A 15,646-nucleotide genomic window follows, 5' to 3' on the forward strand; every position below is an offset into this window, starting at 1 on the left:
AAACGACCCCTTTTTGACACTGTAGCACGTCATTACGAGAAAATGTGGCAATAAAAAACCCCGCACCGGGCGGGGTTTGTCAGAGCGAAGCGGGTTATGCCGCTTCAGGTTTGCGGTGCTTCTCCGGCAGATTTACCGGCTGCGTCGCCAGCTCTTCCGGTTCGAAATCATCCACGTTAATACTGCGCAGACGGCTCTCTTCGGCTTTCACCAGCAGCGCAGCTTCGTCGTTATTGATAATGCCACCGGCCAGCGCCTGTTTCGCCAGTTCGTCCAGACGAGTAAACGGCAGGTTTTTACCCAGCTGTTTGCAGATTTTCTGGTGAATCGGGTCGGCGGCCATCACGTCCAGCAGCGCCTCTTCCAGCAGGCCCACCGGGTTATGCGGCGTTGGTGCCAGATACTGACCGCGGCCAATGCGGGAGCGGGTTGCGCTCGGAACCTGCAGGATCTTCGCCACCTTGTGGTCCAGCTTGTCGGACGGCGCCAGATGATGACGACCGGTCGGGAAGATCACCACGCGCAGAGCGCCAGCCACGAAGCGGTTCGGGAAGTTCGCCAGCAGGTCGTCAATCGCCTGTTCCGCCTGATACATCGCATCCTGCACGCCCCAGTGCACCAGCGGCAGATCCGCTTCCTGACGGCCTTCGTCGTCGTAGCGTTTCAGCACCGCAGAGGCCAGGAAGATCTGGCTCAGCACATCGCCCAGACGGGCGGAGATACGCTCGCGACGCTTCAGGCTACCGCCCAGCACCGCCATGGAAACGTCAGACAGCAGAGCCAGGTTGGCGCTCAGACGGTTCAGATGCTGGTAGTAACGTTTGGTCGCATCGCCGGTTGGCGTGGCGCTGGTAAGGCCGCGCGTCAGGCCCAGCCAGAAGCTCCGCACCTTGTTGCTGCCCACGTGACCGATATGTTTGAACAGCAGTTTGTCGAAGGCGTCCACGTCGTTATTCTGCGCAGCTGCCATCTCTTCCAGCACGTACGGATGGCAGCGAATCGCACCCTGGCCGAAGATCATCATGCTGCGGGTCAGGATGTTGGCCCCTTCCACGGTGATGGCAATCGGTGCGCCCTGATAGCCGCGCGCCAGGAAGTTGCCTTCGCCGAGCATAATGCCTTTACCGCCCGCGATATCCATCGCGTCAATGATCGACTGCTGCGCGCGGTGGGTACAGTGGTACTTCACAATCGCGGACAGCACGGCCGGTTTTTCGCCCAGCATAATGCCGTAGGTAATCAGGGATGCAGCGGCGTCCATCACGTAGGCGTTGCCCGCGATGCGTGCCAGCGGCTCTTCAATACCTTCCATCTTGCCGATGGAGATTTTGAACTGACGGCGAATGTGGGCATAAGCGCCAATTCCCATCGCGACGGACTTCAGGCCGCCGGTTGAGTTCGACGGCAGGGTAATACCGCGACCCACCGACAGACATTCCACCAGCATGCGCCAGCCCTGACCGGCCATTTTCGGGCCGCCGATGATGTAGTCAATCGGCACGAAGATATCCTGGCCGCGGGTCGGGCCGTTCTGGAACGGCACGTTCAGCGGGAAGTGACGACGGCCAATTTCCACACCCGGCGTCGAGGTTGGGATCAGCGCACAGGTAATGCCCAGATCTTCTTCACCGCCCAGCAGTTTTTCCGGGTCGGAGAGCTTAAAGGCCAGGCCGAGCACGGTGGCGATAGGCGCCAGGGTGATATAGCGTTTGTTCCAGGTCAGGCGCATGCCCAGCACCTGCTGGCCCTGCCACTCGCCCATACAGACCACGCCGGTATCCGGGATTGCGCCTGCATCGGAGCCTGCTTCCGGGCTGGTCAGCGCGAAGCACGGGATTTCCTGACCGCGCGCCAGTCGCGGCAGATAGTGATCTTTCTGCTCTTCCGTACCGTAATGCTGCAGCAGTTCGCCCGGGCCTAAGGAGTTCGGTACGCCGACGGTAATCGCCAGGATCCCGGAAACGCCCGCCAGCTTTTGCAGCACGCGAGCCTGCGCGTAAGCGGAGAACTCAAGACCGCCGTACTCTTTCTTAATGATCATCGCGAAGAAGCGATGCTCTTTCAGGTACGCCCACAGCTCCGGCGGCAGGTCGGCCATTTCGTGGGTGATAGCAAAGTCGTTCGCCATGCGGCACGCTTCTTCCACCGGGCCGTCAATAAAGGCCTGTTCTTCGGCGGTCAGGCGCGGCTGCGGATAGTTGTGCAGCTTTTTCCAGTCCGGGTTACCCTGGAACAGGTCGCCTTCCCACCAGGTGGTGCCCGCATCAATCGCTTCTTTCTCGGTGCGCGACATCGGCGGCATCACTTTGCGGAAGCCTTTAAATACCGGCGCGGAGATCATCGACTTACGCATCGGGGCCAGGTTAAACGGCAGCAGAATGATGGCAAGAGGGACCAAAATCCAGATATTCCAGAGACCTGCGACGCCAAGCGCAGCCGTCCAGGCCAGAAGAATCAGGCTGCTCAGGAATAAACTGACGCGGTGATAGAACAACACACCGAGCAGTACAACGGTTGCGAGAATGCTCAAAATCATCATAAAGAAAAGCTCCCTTGCTTGTAGGAGGTCTGACCACTTGTGATGATATGGTTGTAGTTGATGTGAATTCCTTTAGCAATGTGTTTACAAAATAATTACAACCTGGTTCACATTGTTCGCGTTTTCGCCGGCACAAAAAATCAAAACGCCGGACGATTCGCATGGCTTTAGCTTCTCGCTTTTCCCGCTATCCGGTACACTCCACTGTGTTATTTCATCAATACTGAAGGATTATCCTCATGTACCAGGATCTTATTCGTAACGAACTGAACGAAGCGGCGGAAACGCTGGCGAACTTTCTGAAAGATGATGCCAATATTCACGCTATTCAGCGCGCGGCGGTCCTGCTGGCCGACAGTTTTAAGGCCGGTGGCAAAGTGCTCTCCTGCGGTAACGGCGGTTCCCACTGTGACGCCATGCACTTCGCCGAAGAGCTGACCGGACGCTATCGCGAAAACCGTCCGGGCTACCCGGCGATTGCGATTTCCGACGTGAGCCACATCTCCTGCGTAGGCAACGACTTCGGTTACGACCACATCTTTTCCCGCTACGTTGAGGCAGTAGGCCGTGAAGGCGACGTGCTGCTGGGTATCTCTACCTCCGGTAACTCCGCGAACGTGATCAAAGCGATCGCCGCCGCGCGTGAAAAAGGGATGAAGGTCATCACCCTGACCGGGAAAGATGGCGGTAAGATGGACGGTACGGCGGATATCGAAATTCGCGTTCCGCACTTCGGCTATGCAGATCGCGTTCAGGAAATTCACATCAAAGTGATCCACATCCTGATCCAGCTGATCGAAAAAGAGATGGTTAAGTAAGACTTCGCTGGGGGCACCGGTGCCCCCCGCTGTTGTGGAGGTGATGTATGTGCGAACTGCTCGGGATGAGCGCCAATGTGCCAACCGATATCTGCTTTAGCTTCACCGGGCTGGTTCAGCGCGGTGGGGGAACCGGGCCGCATAAAGACGGCTGGGGCATCACCTTCTATGAAGGCAAAGGGTGTCGCACGTTCAAAGATCCACAGCCCAGCTTTAACTCACCGATTGCCAAACTGGTGCAGGACTATCCAATTAAATCCTGTTCGGTGATCGCGCATATTCGCCAGGCAAACCGCGGCGAAGTTGCGCTGGAAAATACCCATCCCTTTACCCGCGAGCTGTGGGGCCGTAACTGGACCTACGCGCACAACGGGCAGCTTACGGGCTATAAATCTCTGGAAACGGGCAACTTCCGTCCGGTGGGCGAAACGGACAGCGAGAAGGCCTTCTGCTGGCTGCTGCATAAGCTGACGGAACGTTATCCGCGCACGCCCGGCAATATGGCCGCCGTATTCAAATACATCGCGACGCTGGCAGCCGAATTGCGTGAAAAAGGCGTGTTTAACATGCTGTTGTCTGACGGGCGCTACGTGATGGCGTTCTGCTCGACGAATCTCTTCTGGATCACGCGCCGCGCGCCGTTTGGCGTTGCTACGCTGCTCGATCAGGATGTGGAGATAGACTTTCAGAAGGAGACCACACCGAACGATGTGGTCACCGTTATTGCAACGCAGCCGCTGACGGGCAACGAAACCTGGCAAAAGATTATGCCAGGCGAGTGGGTGCTATTTTGTCTCGGGGACCGTGTAATTTGACGCCAGCTGCGGGTGGACGACTTCGTGGCTCAGCGGTTTGCTGACCACGTAACGGCCATCGACGATAGAGACTACCGGCGGCTTGTGGGTCTGCTCAAAGTAGTCATAACCCGGCTTCAGCTGTTTCCAGAAATCGGCGTAGTAAGAGTACTTATGGCGCGCCATATTGGCATCGGTCATGCGGAACGGATAGATGCTGACCTGAACGTTAGGCTGCCCAAAGACCAGTGCGCCGGTTACGAACTGGAAAATCTCATCAATGCCGGAGTCGGTCATCGCGTAGCAGCCGACAGACACGCAGGCACCGTGGATCATCAGGTATTTCCCTTCATAACCGTGAGCACGGTCATAGGCGTTCGGGAAACCGATGTTGATGGCTTTATAGAAGCGGCTATCCGGTTTTAACTGGTTACGCTGAACGTTGTAAAAACCTTCCGGGCTTTTGAAATCGCCCTGACGCTGTTTCGGGCCCAGCCCGCCGGAATAGTTACAAATTTTGTAGCTATCAAGCAGCTGATATGTTTCGCCCATTTTTACAAACAGATCGAGCGTGCGCTCTTCCTTGAAGATCTGAATATAAACCGGGGATCCCATTAACTGCTGTTTATATTCTTTGCTGATCGGCGTGGTGGAGCTGTTGCTGCTGAGCAGCCCGGCAAACGACATGCACGGAATCAGAAGCATCGCAATGAACAATGCGATTTTACGCATACTACAAATTCCTTGATAAAACCTGGACTAACTTGCCAGGACGGCAAAAGAGACCCGAAATCAGATTATTCTGTTAGGTGCGCTCACATTAGCACCGCTATAGATTTTCGCAAGAGCCGGGCGGTGAGTTTACAAATTAGTTTTACTTTATAAACCATCAAAAACGCGCTGGCTCCAGGAACTTTGCGTAATAGCTCGCATTTTGGCGCGCCAGACGGTGGATCCCCTGCCCGAGAGAAGGGGAAAATGTTACACTTTGCGCCCACTGGATTGTTGTTTATGGAAACCTGCTAACCACATGTTTAAAATAAAAAAAGGACTTAATTTGCCGATTGCAGGCGTGCCTGAGCAGCACGTCTCGGGTGGCGCAAGCGTCCGTCATGTCGCAATTTTAGGTGACGATTATCTGGGCATGCGTCCTTCAATGCTGGTGCAGGAGGGCGATCGCGTGATCAAAGGGCAGGCGCTCTTTGAAGACAAAAAAAATCCCGGCGTCATGTTCACGGCCCCCGCCAGCGGCACCGTGGTAGCGATCAACCGCGGCGAGCGTCGCGTGCTGCAGTCGGTGGTAATCCGCATTGAAGGCGATGAACAGCGTGAGTTTGCTCGTTATGATGCGGCAGACCTCGCGACGCTTAGCCGCGAAGATGTGCAGGCTCAGCTGCTCGCGTCCGGCCTGTGGACGGCGCTGCGTACGCGTCCTTTCAGCAAATCACCTGTTCCTGATACCGCCCCGGCTGCCATTTTCGTGACGGCCATCGACACCAACCCCCTCAGCGCAGACCCGCAGCCCATTATCCTGGCGCAGCGTAAAGCCTTTGATGCCGGGCTGACCGTTCTGACTCGCCTGACGCCCGGAAAAGTGCACGTTTGCCAGGCCAGCGGCGGCAAGCTTGGCGGCCATCCGCAGGGACAGGTTACGTTTAATGAATTTTCCGGCCCGCATCCGGCGGGTCTGGTCGGGACCCATATCCACTTCCTTGAGCCGGTGAGCCTTAAAAAACAGGTCTGGCACCTTAATTATCAGGATGTCATTGCCATCGGTAAGCTCTTTACGACGGGTGAACTCTGCGCTGAACGGATTATCGCTATCGGCGGGCCGCAGGCCGCAAACCCGCGTCTGGTTAAGACGCTTCTGGGAGCAGACATTAATGAACTGCTGGCAGGGGAAACGAAAGAGGGTGAAAACCGCCTCATTTCCGGTTCGGTTCTCAGCGGCCGCCGCTCTGTCAATGCGCACGCGTACCTGGGACGTTTCCATCTTCAGGTGAGCGTCGTTCTGGAAGGGCGTGAGAAAGAGCTGTTCGGCTGGGTTCTGCCTGGCGCAGAAAAATACTCTGTCACCCGCACCACGCTTGGCCACTTTCTGCGTCATAAGCTCTTTAACTTCTCTACCAGCACGAACGGCGGCGAGCGCGCGATGGTTCCGATTGGCAACTACGAACGTGTAATGCCGCTGGATATTCTGCCTACCGTGCTGTTGCGCGATCTTCTGGCAGGCGATACCGACGGCGCGCAGGCGCTCGGTTGTCTGGAACTGGATGAAGAAGATCTGGCGCTCTGTACCTATGTGTGTCCGGGTAAATACGAATATGGACCCGTATTGCGCGAGGTGTTAACCCGCATTGAGCAGGAAGGATAACCATGGGATTAAAGCACCTCTTTGAAAAAATTGAGCCGCACTTTACCGAAGGGAAGCTCAAAAAGTACTACCCGCTGTATGAAGCGACGACGACTATTTTCTACACTTCGGGTCTGGTGACGAAAGGGGCAGCGCACGTTCGCGATGCCATCGATCTGAAACGCATGATGATCCTGGTGTGGTTTGCGGTTTTCCCGGCCATGTTCTGGGGCATGTACAACGTTGGTCTGCAAACCATTCCGGCGCTGCATCATATGTACGACGCCCAGCAGCTGGCGCAGGTGATCCAGTCTGACTGGCACTATCGTCTGGCGCAGTCGCTGGGCGTCAGCTTTGCGGCTGATGCAGGCTGGGTCAGCATGATGACGCTGGGGGCCGTCTTCTTCCTGCCGATCTACATGACCGTTTTTATCGTGGGCGGCTTCTGGGAAGTGCTGTTCGCCATCATCCGCAAACACGAGATCAACGAAGGCTTCTTTGTTACCTCCATTCTGTTTGCGCTGATTGTTCCGCCCACGCTACCGCTCTGGCAGGCGGCAATGGGGATCAGCTTTGGCGTGGTGATTGCCAAAGAGATTTTCGGCGGCACCGGACGTAACTTCCTCAACCCGGCGCTGGCGGGGCGTGCGTTCCTGTTCTTTGCTTACCCGGCGCAGATTTCGGGCGACCTGGTGTGGACGGCTGCGGACGGTTTCTCCGGCGCGACGCCGCTTTCTCAGTGGGCGGCAGGCGGCGGCGAAACGCTGGTCAACAATGCTACCGGCCAGCCCGTAACTTGGTTCGACGCGTTTCTTGGCAACATTCCGGGCTCTATTGGCGAAGTATCTACCCTGATGATTTTGATCGGCGGGGCCATCATCCTCTTTGGCCGCGTGGCGTCCTGGCGCATCGTCGCGGGCGTTATGCTCGGCATGGTGCTTACCGCCACGCTGTTCAACTTCATTGGTTCAGACACGAACCCGATGTTCTCCATGCCGTGGTACTGGCACCTGGTGCTGGGAGGCTTTGCGTTTGGCATGATGTTCATGGCCACCGATCCCGTCTCGGCCTCCTTTACCGACAGGGGGAAATGGTGCTACGGCGCGCTCATTGGCGTGATGTGTGTACTGATTCGCGTGGTCAACCCGGCCTATCCGGAAGGGATGATGCTGGCCATTCTGTTTGCCAACCTGTTTGCGCCGCTGTTCGACTACCTGGTCGTGCGCGCCAACATTAAGCGGAGGAAGGCGCGTGGCTGAGGTTAAAAATAACGACAGCATCAGCAAAACGCTGCTGGTGGTTTTGGTGCTGTGTCTGGTCTGTTCCATCGTGGTTGCCGGTTCCGCCGTAGGGTTGAAACCGCTGCAGCAGGAACAGCGCGCGCTGGATAAACAGCGCAACATCCTGGCCGTGGCCGGGCTGATGCAGGAAGGCATGACGAAGGACGACGTCGCGGCCGTGTTTGCTGAACGCATTACCGCACGGCTGGTGGATTTAAAAACCGGCGAGCTGATGGATAAAGACCCGGCGAAATATAACCAGGCGCTGGCATTAAAGGATCCGCAGATGAGCACCGTGCTTGACGCCTCGCAGGATCCGGCTGGCATTAAGCGCCGCAGCAATGTCGCGGAGATTTACCTCGTCCGTGACGAGCAGAAGCGCATACAGGAAATCGTGTTGCCCATCTACGGCAACGGCTTATGGTCAATGATGTATGCGTTTGTGGCACTGGATACCGATGGCCGCACGGTCAAAGGTATTACTTATTACGATCAGGGCGAAACGCCGGGGCTGGGTGGCGAAGTGGAAAACCCTAACTGGCGTGCGCAGTTTGTCGGTAAAAAAGTGCTCAATGATAACGGTCAGCCTGCGCTGAAGGTGGTGAAAGGAGGCGCGCGTCCTGGGGATGAATTCGCCGTTGACGGTCTTTCCGGCGCCACACTCACCTCTAACGGGGTGCAGCACAGTTTTGATTTCTGGATGGGTGAACTGGGCTTTGGTCCCTTCCTGAAGAACGTACGTGAAGGAGCGCTGAACAATGGCTGATACGGGTGAACTGAAAGAAGTTAAAAAGGTGCTGATTGGCCCACTTTTAGCCAATAACCCGATAACCCTGCAGGTGCTGGGTGTGTGCTCGGCTCTGGCGGTAACGACCAAGCTGGAAACGGCGGTGGTGATGACGCTGGCGGTAACGCTGGTGACGGCGTTTTCCAGCATGTTTATCTCGATGATCCGCCACCACATCCCCAACAGCGTGAGGATCATCGTGCAGATGGCGATCATCGCCTCGCTGGTGATCGTGGTCGATCAGCTGCTGCGCGCTTTTGCCTACGAAACCTCGAAGCAGCTTTCGGTGTTTGTCGGGCTGATTATCACCAACTGCATCGTGATGGGGCGCGCTGAAGCCTACGCCATGAAAATGCCGCCGCTGGCGAGCTTTATGGACGGTATCGGCAACGGCCTGGGCTACGGCGTGATCCTCCTGACGGTCGGTTTCCTGCGCGAGCTGATTGGCAGCGGCAAGCTGTTTGGCGTTCAGGTGCTGGATACGGTACAAAACGGCGGCTGGTATCTGCCGAACGGCCTGTTCCTGCTGGCCCCAAGCGCATTTTTCATTATCGGTTTGCTGATCTGGCTGATTCGTACGTTGAAGCCTGAACAGCAGGAAAAGGAGTAACCGACAATGGCTCATTACCTGAGTTTATTTGTGCGCGCGGTGTTTGTTGAAAACATGGCGCTCGCCTTCTTCCTGGGCATGTGTACGTTCCTTGCCGTCTCTAAAAAGGTCTCGACGGCATTTGGCCTGGGCGTGGCGGTCACCGTTGTGCTGGGGCTTTCGGTTCCGATTAACAACCTGGTGTTCAACTTCGTGCTGCGGGACGGCGCGCTGGTGGAAGGCGTCGATCTTAGCTTCCTGAACTTCATCACCTTCATCGGGGTGATTGCGGCGCTGGTACAAATCCTGGAGATGATCCTCGATAAGTATTTCCCGTCGCTGTACAACGCTCTGGGGATCTTCCTGCCGCTGATCGCGGTGAACTGCGCCATCTTCGGTGGCGTCTCGTTTATGGTTCAGCGCGATTACAACTTCAGTGAATCGGTGGTGTACGGCTTCGGTTCCGGTATCGGCTGGATGCTGGCGATTGTCACTATGGCGGGGATCCGTGAAAAAATGAAATATGCCAACGTGCCTGCGGGGCTGCGTGGCTTAGGGATCACCTTTATCACCACCGGCCTGATGGCGTTGGGCTTTATGTCCTTCTCCGGTGTGCAGCTATAAGGGCTAACAGATGGAAATTATTCTTGGCGTGGTGATGTTCACGCTGATAGTACTGGTGCTGTCAGGGCTGATTCTGGCGGCGCGCGCAAAGCTGGTTAATTCCGGGGATGTGATCATTGATATCAATGACGATCCGCAGAACCAGATCCGCACTCCGGCAGGGGACAAATTGCTTAATACGCTCTCGGGCAACGGGATTTTTGTCTCGTCAGCCTGCGGTGGAGGCGGCTCATGCGGGCAGTGCCGTGTGACGGTGAAAGAGGGGGGCGGTGATATTCTGCCTACTGAACTGTCGCATATCACGAAGCGTGAAGCGAAAGAGGGGTGCCGCCTGGCGTGCCAGGTCGCGGTGCGTCAGAACATGAAGATTGAGCTGCCGGAAGAGATCTTCGGCGTGAAAAAATGGGAGTGCGAGGTTATCTCGAACGATAACAAAGCCACGTTTATTAAAGAGCTCAAGCTGCGTGTCCCTGAAGGGGAGAGCGTCCCGTTCCGTGCAGGTGGGTATATCCAGATTGAGTGTCCGGCGCACACCGTGGCCTATGCGGACTTTGACGTGCCCGATGAGTACCGGGCTGACTGGGATAAATTTAATCTCTTCCGCTTTGTTTCCGAGGTAAAAGAGCCCGCGCTGCGCGCCTATTCCATGGCTAACTACCCGGAAGAGAAGGGCATTATCATGCTCAACGTGCGTATCGCCACGCCGCCGCCAAACGTGCCTGACGCGCCGCCTGGCGTGATGTCGTCGTATATCTGGTCCCTTAAGCCAGGCGACAAGGTGACGATCTCCGGTCCGTTCGGCGAGTTTTTTGCTAAAGATACCGACGCCGAAATGGTCTTTATCGGCGGCGGTGCGGGTATGGCCCCTATGCGCTCGCACATCTTTGACCAGCTCAAGCGGCTCGGCAGCAAGCGTAAAATCAGCTTCTGGTACGGTGCGCGCTCGCTGCGCGAAATGTTCTACGACGATGAGTTTGAACAGCTGGCGCGTGAGAATCCGAACTTTACCTTCCACGTGGCGCTCTCCGATCCGCAGCCGGAAGATAACTGGACGGGCTATACGGGATTCATTCACAACGTGCTGTATGAAAACTACCTCAAACAGCACCCGGCACCGGAAGACTGCGAGTTCTATATGTGTGGTCCGCCAATGATGAACGCCGCCGTGATCAAGATGCTCAAAGATCTCGGCGTGGAAGATGAAAACATCCTCCTTGATGATTTCGGGGGCTAATAATGTTGACCTTTCTGGCAACCTTTGCGGTGTTTTTGTTGGTGGTGTTTGGTATGTCTTTAGGCTGGATCATCAAGCGTAAAAGCATTCAGGGCAGTTGTGGAGGTATCTCTTCCATCGGAATGGAAAAGGTGTGCGACTGCCCGGAGCCCTGTGATGCCCGTAAAAAACGCATGGCCCGGGATCAGCAGAGGATCATCTAGGAAAAGGCCGCTCCGTGCGGCCTTTATCATTTATTTTGCCCAGCTTTTGGCTTTGGCTGGTGAGTCTACAAGAACCCCTTCGGCACCCAGTGTTTTCGCCTTCTGGTAATCCTCTTCAGAGTTCACGCCGATAAAAATAAGATGGGCATTGCCCTGAGAGCGGAAGCAGTCAACGGCCTCTTTGTCCCACGTTAATGTTGCAGGAGAGACACCTTCGCCTAAGGTGAATTTCTCGACCACTTCTACTTTTCGGTTTAACTCAAGCCCATACCAGTAATCGTCCATTTTTTGTGAAGGAGGCAGGCATTCATGGCTCAACGAAATCGTGGCCAGACGCGTGCGGGTTTCGCTGCGCGTGACAAAGCGGGGGATTTCGACAGGCAATGCTTCCATATAGCGATCTTCGGTTGAATAAACGCGAACGCGATTCAGGCTGTTGGTCTCTTTCAGTACGTTAAGCAGCTTGCTGCCCATTGTCGCCGGATCGGCATCCGGCGATTTTATGTCAATGAAAAAACGCGTATTTGGCCAGGAGCTCAGCACCGACTTCAGCCTCGGTATCGGGGAATTAAGCAGGTTTTCCGGCAGGCCCTTATCTTTCCACTTCACGCTGGCATCCGCTTTTGCCAGTTCTTCAGCGGTATACTGTGACACCTTTCCCTGCAGATTGGTTAACGCTTTCAGATCGGCAGGTCGATAGAGAACCGGTACGCCATCCCGACTTAACTGCACGGTTATCCAGACGATATCTGCTTTGTTTTCGAGGGCGAGCTTAATGGCTGGCAGGGTATTTTCAGGTGCATCCGCAGTCCCGCCCCGGTGGGCAACGATCGCAGGGCTAGCAGATGCAGCACTCGCCAGAAACAGTAACGAAATCGAGAGAATTTTCTTCATGAATAATTACGCTCCATTGATTACCTAAATGTATGTATATAAAGGTTTTCTTACGAATGTTTGTAACACGTTTATATGACAACCGTGAGTAAGGAAAATAGCTGACGCATTTTTTGCCTTTTGTTATACTGTATATAAATACATGTGTGGTATGACCGATGCGCAAAATAATCCATGTCGATATGGACTGCTTTTTTGCCGCAGTGGAGATGCGTGACAACCCGGCGCTGCGGGATATTCCCATCGCCATTGGCGGCAGCCGCGTTCAGCGCGGTGTGATCAGCACCGCCAACTATCCTGCACGCAAATTTGGCGTGCGCAGCGCCATGCCGACGGCGATGGCGCTAAAACTGTGTCCGCACCTTACTCTTTTGCCCGGGCGCTTTGACGCCTATAAAGAAGCGTCAAACCATATACGCGAAATCTTCTCCCGCTACACCTCACTGATTGAACCGCTTTCGCTGGACGAAGCCTATCTGGACGTCACCGACAGCCTGCACTGTCACGGCTCCGCTACCCTGATGGCGCAGGAGATCCGCCAGACCATTTTCAACGAGCTTAATCTCACCGCGTCGGCAGGCGTCGCGCCGGTAAAATTTCTCGCCAAAATTGCTTCCGATTTAAATAAACCCAACGGCCAGTACGTCATCACCCCTGAAGAGGTCCCGGCGTTTTTAAAAACGCTGCCGCTTGGCAAAATCCCCGGCGTAGGCAAAGTCTCCGCCGCGAAGCTGGAAAGTATGGGGTTACGCACCTGCGAAGATGTGCAGCGAAGCGACCTGGCTATGCTGCTCAAGCGCTTTGGGAAGTTTGGCCGCGTGCTGTGGGAGCGCAGTCAGGGCATTGACGACCGCGATGTAAACAACGAACGGCTTCGTAAATCGGTCGGGGTTGAGCGCACGCTGAGCGAAGACATCCATGACTGGTCGGAATGCGAAACCATTATTACGGAACAGCTCTATCCGGAGCTGGAGCGACGCCTGATCAAAGTAAAGCCTGATTTACTGATTGCCCGACAGGGCATCAAGCTGAAATTTAACGACTTTCAGCAGACGACGCAGGAGCACGTCTGGCCGCGCCTGAACAAAGAAGATCTTATCGCAACGGCGAAAAAGGCGTGGGAAGAACGACGAGGCGGACGAGGGGTGAGGCTGGTGGGACTGCACGTCACGCTGCTGGATCCGCAGCTGGAGCGTCAGCTGGTTTTGGGATTGTAGATTGCACTCATCGTAGGCCCGGCAAGCGTAGCGCCGCCGGGCAACAGACGACAAATTACTTCGCAGGGATCGCCTTCAGCAGTTCCGTCAACAGCGTCCAGTAATGACCGACGCTTTCAATATGAACCTGCTCATCTGGCGAGTGTGGACCGGTAATGGTTGGCCCGATGGAAACCATGTCCATGTCCGGATACGGCTTCTTAAACAGACCACATTCCAGACCCGCGTGGATCACCTGGATGTTCGGGGTGCTGTTGAACAGACGCTGATAAGTTTCACGCACCAGCGCCATCACCGGAGAGCTTGCATCCGGCTGCCAGCCAGGGTAGCTGCCTTTGGCGGAGGTTTTCGCGCCCGCCAGCGCACCCAGAGATTCCAGCATGCTTACTACATACTCTTTACCGCTGTCGATCAGGGAGCGGATCAGGCAGATAATTTCCGCGCTGTCGTCGCTCATGGTCACCACGCCCACGTTCAGAGAGGTTTCCACAACGCCTTTCGCCACGTCAGAGTTGCGAATCACGCCGTTTGGCGTCGCGTTCAGCAGCCGAACGAAGCTATCGCGAGACTGCCCGGTCAGGGCGGCTTTATCCGTAGACACGGATTCCAGCACCACGGTCAGGTTCTTCTCTTTCGCCGACAGTTCGTTTTTCAGGATATCCAGGTAGACGCTGGAGAGTTTTTTCAGCTCGTCCGCTTTCGCCGCTGGCACCGCCACGGTGGCAAAGGCTTCGCGTGGGATCGCGTTGCGCAGGGTGCCGCCGTTGAAGTCCACCAGACGCAGGTCCAGCTCGGCCGCGTGGCCCGCCAGGAAGCGTGCCAGCAGTTTGTTGGCGTTACCCAGGCCCAGGTGAATATCACCGCCGGAGTGACCGCCTTTCAGCCCTATCAGCGTCAGCTTGAAGGTCTGGAAGCCCGCAGGAATCGCTTCGCGTGACAGCGGCAGGGTGGAGATGAAATCAATCCCGCCCGCGCAGCCCATGTAGATCTCACCTTCTTCTTCGGAGTCGGTGTTGATCAGGATATCTGCCTGCAGCCAGTTTGCCTGCAGACCGAACGCGCCGTCCATGCCCGCTTCTTCGGTCATGGTCAGCAGCACTTCCAGCGGACCGTGTTCAACGCTGTCGTCAGCCAGCACCGCCAGCGCAGAGGCCATACCGATGCCGTTGTCCGCGCCCAGGGTGGTGCCGCGCGCTTTTACCCAGTCGCCATCGATGTACGGCTGGATTGGGTCTTTAGTGAAGTCGTGAACGGTGTCGTTGTTTTTCTGTGGCACCATGTCCAGGTGCGCCTGCAGTACAACCGGTTTACGGTTTTCCATGCCTGCGGTAGCCGGTTTGCGGATCAGAATGTTGCCAACCTGGTCGCGCTCTGCGTGCAGACCTTTTTCCTTCGCCCAACCCATAATATGTTCGGCAAGCTGTTCTTCATGGTAGGAAGGGTGTGGAATGGAGCAAATTTTGGCAAAAATATCCCACAGCGGCTGCGGAGATAATTGAGACAGTTCAGACACGATAAGTCTCCTTGTCGAGGCGCTGCAAACAGGGTTGCAGGCCACAGGGTTAGCAGGTTAATAGTTACCACAAGACAGGCTTGCGAGATGCAACTGAGAATACCACTTTCTCTGCTGGCTGGTAGCATAAAGCATGTAAAAACTCAGGCAGGGAGCGCTAAACACTGGTTTTTAGTGCGCCAGATCTCTATAATCTCGCGCAACCTATTTCCCCCTCGAACACTTTTTAAGCCGTATAAAAACAGGCTGGGACACTTCACATGAGCGAAAAATACGTCGTCACCTGGGACATGTTGCAGATTCACGCACGCAAACTGGCTGCGCGTCTGATGCCTTCCGAACAGTGGAAAGGCATTATTGCCGTCAGCCGTGGCGGTCTGGTACCGGGGGCGCTGCTGGCACGTGAGCTGGGTATTCGTCATGTCGATACCGTCTGCATCTCCAGCTATGACCATGATAACCAGCGTGAGCTGAAAGTGCTGAAACGCGCTGAAGGCGACGGTGAAGGCTTCATCGTTATCGACGATCTGGTGGATACCGGCGGTACAGCGGTCGCAATTCGCGAAATGTACCCGAAAGCGCACTTCGTGACGATCTTCGCTAAGCCAGCGGGTCGCCCACTGGTTGACGATTACGTCATTGATATCCCACAGGATACCTGGATTGAACAGCCGTGGGATATGGGCGTGGTCTTCGTACCGCCTATTTCAGGCCGTTAATTTCAGTACGTAACTTTACACGCCCGGCTATGCCGGGCGTTGTTCTTTTTATCCCGCCACGCGTTACAATGGGCACTATATG

At 55.7% G+C, this 15,646-nt stretch carries 15 protein-coding genes; 11 read left to right on the forward strand and 4 right to left on the reverse strand.

Going from position 1 to position 15,646, the window contains the following annotated elements; genetic code table 11:
- Positions 1-94 precede the first annotated feature (94 nt).
- The gene (gene fadE / locus ACMGGH_RS10035; RefSeq protein ID WP_232948727.1) at positions 95-2,539 is read right to left on the reverse strand and encodes an acyl-CoA dehydrogenase FadE; all 2,445 of its coding nucleotides are present in this window, start codon (positions 2,537-2,539) and stop codon (positions 95-97) included.
- 239 nt (positions 2,540-2,778) lie between these two features.
- Here fadE and lpcA point away from each other — a divergent pair, with 239 nt between their 5' ends.
- Together lpcA and ACMGGH_RS10045 are read left to right on the forward strand one after the other, a co-directional pair.
- Complete coding sequence (gene lpcA / locus ACMGGH_RS10040) at positions 2,779-3,357, forward strand: D-sedoheptulose 7-phosphate isomerase (RefSeq protein WP_003863232.1); 579 nt, start codon at positions 2,779-2,781, stop codon at positions 3,355-3,357.
- Positions 3,358-3,404: 47 nt separating this feature from the next.
- Entirely contained in the window at positions 3,405-4,172 is a 768-nt protein-coding gene (locus ACMGGH_RS10045; RefSeq protein ID WP_028012073.1) for a class II glutamine amidotransferase, read from the forward strand.
- Here ACMGGH_RS10045 and dpaA read toward each other — a convergent pair.
- Positions 4,143-4,883, reverse strand: coding sequence for a peptidoglycan meso-diaminopimelic acid protein amidase (dpaA, locus tag ACMGGH_RS10050; protein WP_041911140.1), 741 nt, complete (start codon positions 4,881-4,883; stop codon positions 4,143-4,145). The two genes, ACMGGH_RS10045 and dpaA, sit on opposite strands and share 30 nt — an antisense overlap.
- Before the next feature lie 298 nt (positions 4,884-5,181).
- Between dpaA and ACMGGH_RS10055 the strand changes: the two genes are divergently transcribed.
- Genes ACMGGH_RS10055 through nqrM form a run of 7 tightly spaced genes read left to right on the forward strand, consistent with a single transcriptional unit; the run spans position 5,182 to position 11,221 of the window.
- Complete coding sequence (locus ACMGGH_RS10055; RefSeq protein ID WP_232948728.1) at positions 5,182-6,525, forward strand: Na(+)-translocating NADH-quinone reductase subunit A; 1,344 nt, start codon at positions 5,182-5,184, stop codon at positions 6,523-6,525.
- 2 nt (positions 6,526-6,527) lie between these two features.
- A complete protein-coding gene (locus tag ACMGGH_RS10060; protein WP_232948729.1) occupies positions 6,528-7,763 on the forward strand; it encodes an NADH:ubiquinone reductase (Na(+)-transporting) subunit B in 1,236 nt (411 codons plus the stop codon).
- Entirely contained in the window at positions 7,756-8,550 is a 795-nt protein-coding gene (locus tag ACMGGH_RS10065) for a Na(+)-translocating NADH-quinone reductase subunit C (protein ID WP_045259788.1), read from the forward strand. The genes ACMGGH_RS10060 and ACMGGH_RS10065 overlap by 8 nt, the downstream gene beginning before the upstream one ends.
- Positions 8,543-9,181, forward strand: a complete 639-nt coding sequence (locus tag ACMGGH_RS10070) for an NADH:ubiquinone reductase (Na(+)-transporting) subunit D (RefSeq protein ID WP_028012078.1) — start codon at positions 8,543-8,545, stop codon at positions 9,179-9,181. Before ACMGGH_RS10065 ends, ACMGGH_RS10070 begins: the two co-directional genes overlap by 8 nt.
- A 6-nt stretch (positions 9,182-9,187) precedes the next feature.
- Positions 9,188-9,784, forward strand: coding sequence for an NADH:ubiquinone reductase (Na(+)-transporting) subunit E (gene nqrE, locus ACMGGH_RS10075; RefSeq protein WP_003863217.1), 597 nt, complete (start codon positions 9,188-9,190; stop codon positions 9,782-9,784).
- A gap of 10 nt (positions 9,785-9,794) precedes the next feature.
- Complete coding sequence (nqrF, locus tag ACMGGH_RS10080; RefSeq protein WP_045259789.1) at positions 9,795-11,018, forward strand: NADH:ubiquinone reductase (Na(+)-transporting) subunit F; 1,224 nt, start codon at positions 9,795-9,797, stop codon at positions 11,016-11,018.
- A 2-nt stretch (positions 11,019-11,020) separates the two neighbouring features.
- Positions 11,021-11,221 (forward strand): (Na+)-NQR maturation NqrM, encoded by a 201-nt coding sequence (nqrM, locus tag ACMGGH_RS10085; RefSeq protein WP_041911135.1) that lies wholly within the window; start codon positions 11,021-11,023, stop codon positions 11,219-11,221.
- 30 nt (positions 11,222-11,251) lie between these two features.
- Here the strand turns inward: nqrM and ACMGGH_RS10090 are convergent, their stop codons facing one another.
- Positions 11,252-12,115, reverse strand: coding sequence for a glycerophosphodiester phosphodiesterase family protein (locus tag ACMGGH_RS10090; protein ID WP_232948730.1), 864 nt, complete (start codon positions 12,113-12,115; stop codon positions 11,252-11,254).
- Between the two features lie 158 nt (positions 12,116-12,273).
- Here ACMGGH_RS10090 and dinB point away from each other — a divergent pair, with 158 nt between their 5' ends.
- Positions 12,274-13,332 carry a DNA polymerase IV gene (gene dinB / locus ACMGGH_RS10095; protein ID WP_041911133.1) on the forward strand — a complete coding sequence of 353 codons (1,059 nt, stop codon included), beginning with the start codon at positions 12,274-12,276 and terminating at the stop codon, positions 13,330-13,332.
- A 55-nt stretch (positions 13,333-13,387) separates the two neighbouring features.
- Here the strand turns inward: dinB and pepD are convergent, their stop codons facing one another.
- Positions 13,388-14,845, reverse strand: a complete 1,458-nt coding sequence (gene pepD, locus ACMGGH_RS10100; RefSeq protein ID WP_232948731.1) for a cytosol nonspecific dipeptidase — start codon at positions 14,843-14,845, stop codon at positions 13,388-13,390.
- Positions 14,846-15,105: 260 nt separating this feature from the next.
- Here pepD and gpt point away from each other — a divergent pair, with 260 nt between their 5' ends.
- Positions 15,106-15,564 carry a xanthine phosphoribosyltransferase gene (gene gpt, locus ACMGGH_RS10105; RefSeq protein ID WP_003863205.1) on the forward strand — a complete coding sequence of 153 codons (459 nt, stop codon included), beginning with the start codon at positions 15,106-15,108 and terminating at the stop codon, positions 15,562-15,564.
- Positions 15,565-15,646 lie beyond the last annotated feature (82 nt).

Source organism: Enterobacter sp. BNK-16 (assembly GCF_048684955.1).
In the GTDB taxonomy this organism is placed as follows: Bacteria; Pseudomonadota; Gammaproteobacteria; order Enterobacterales; family Enterobacteriaceae; genus Enterobacter; species Enterobacter bugandensis.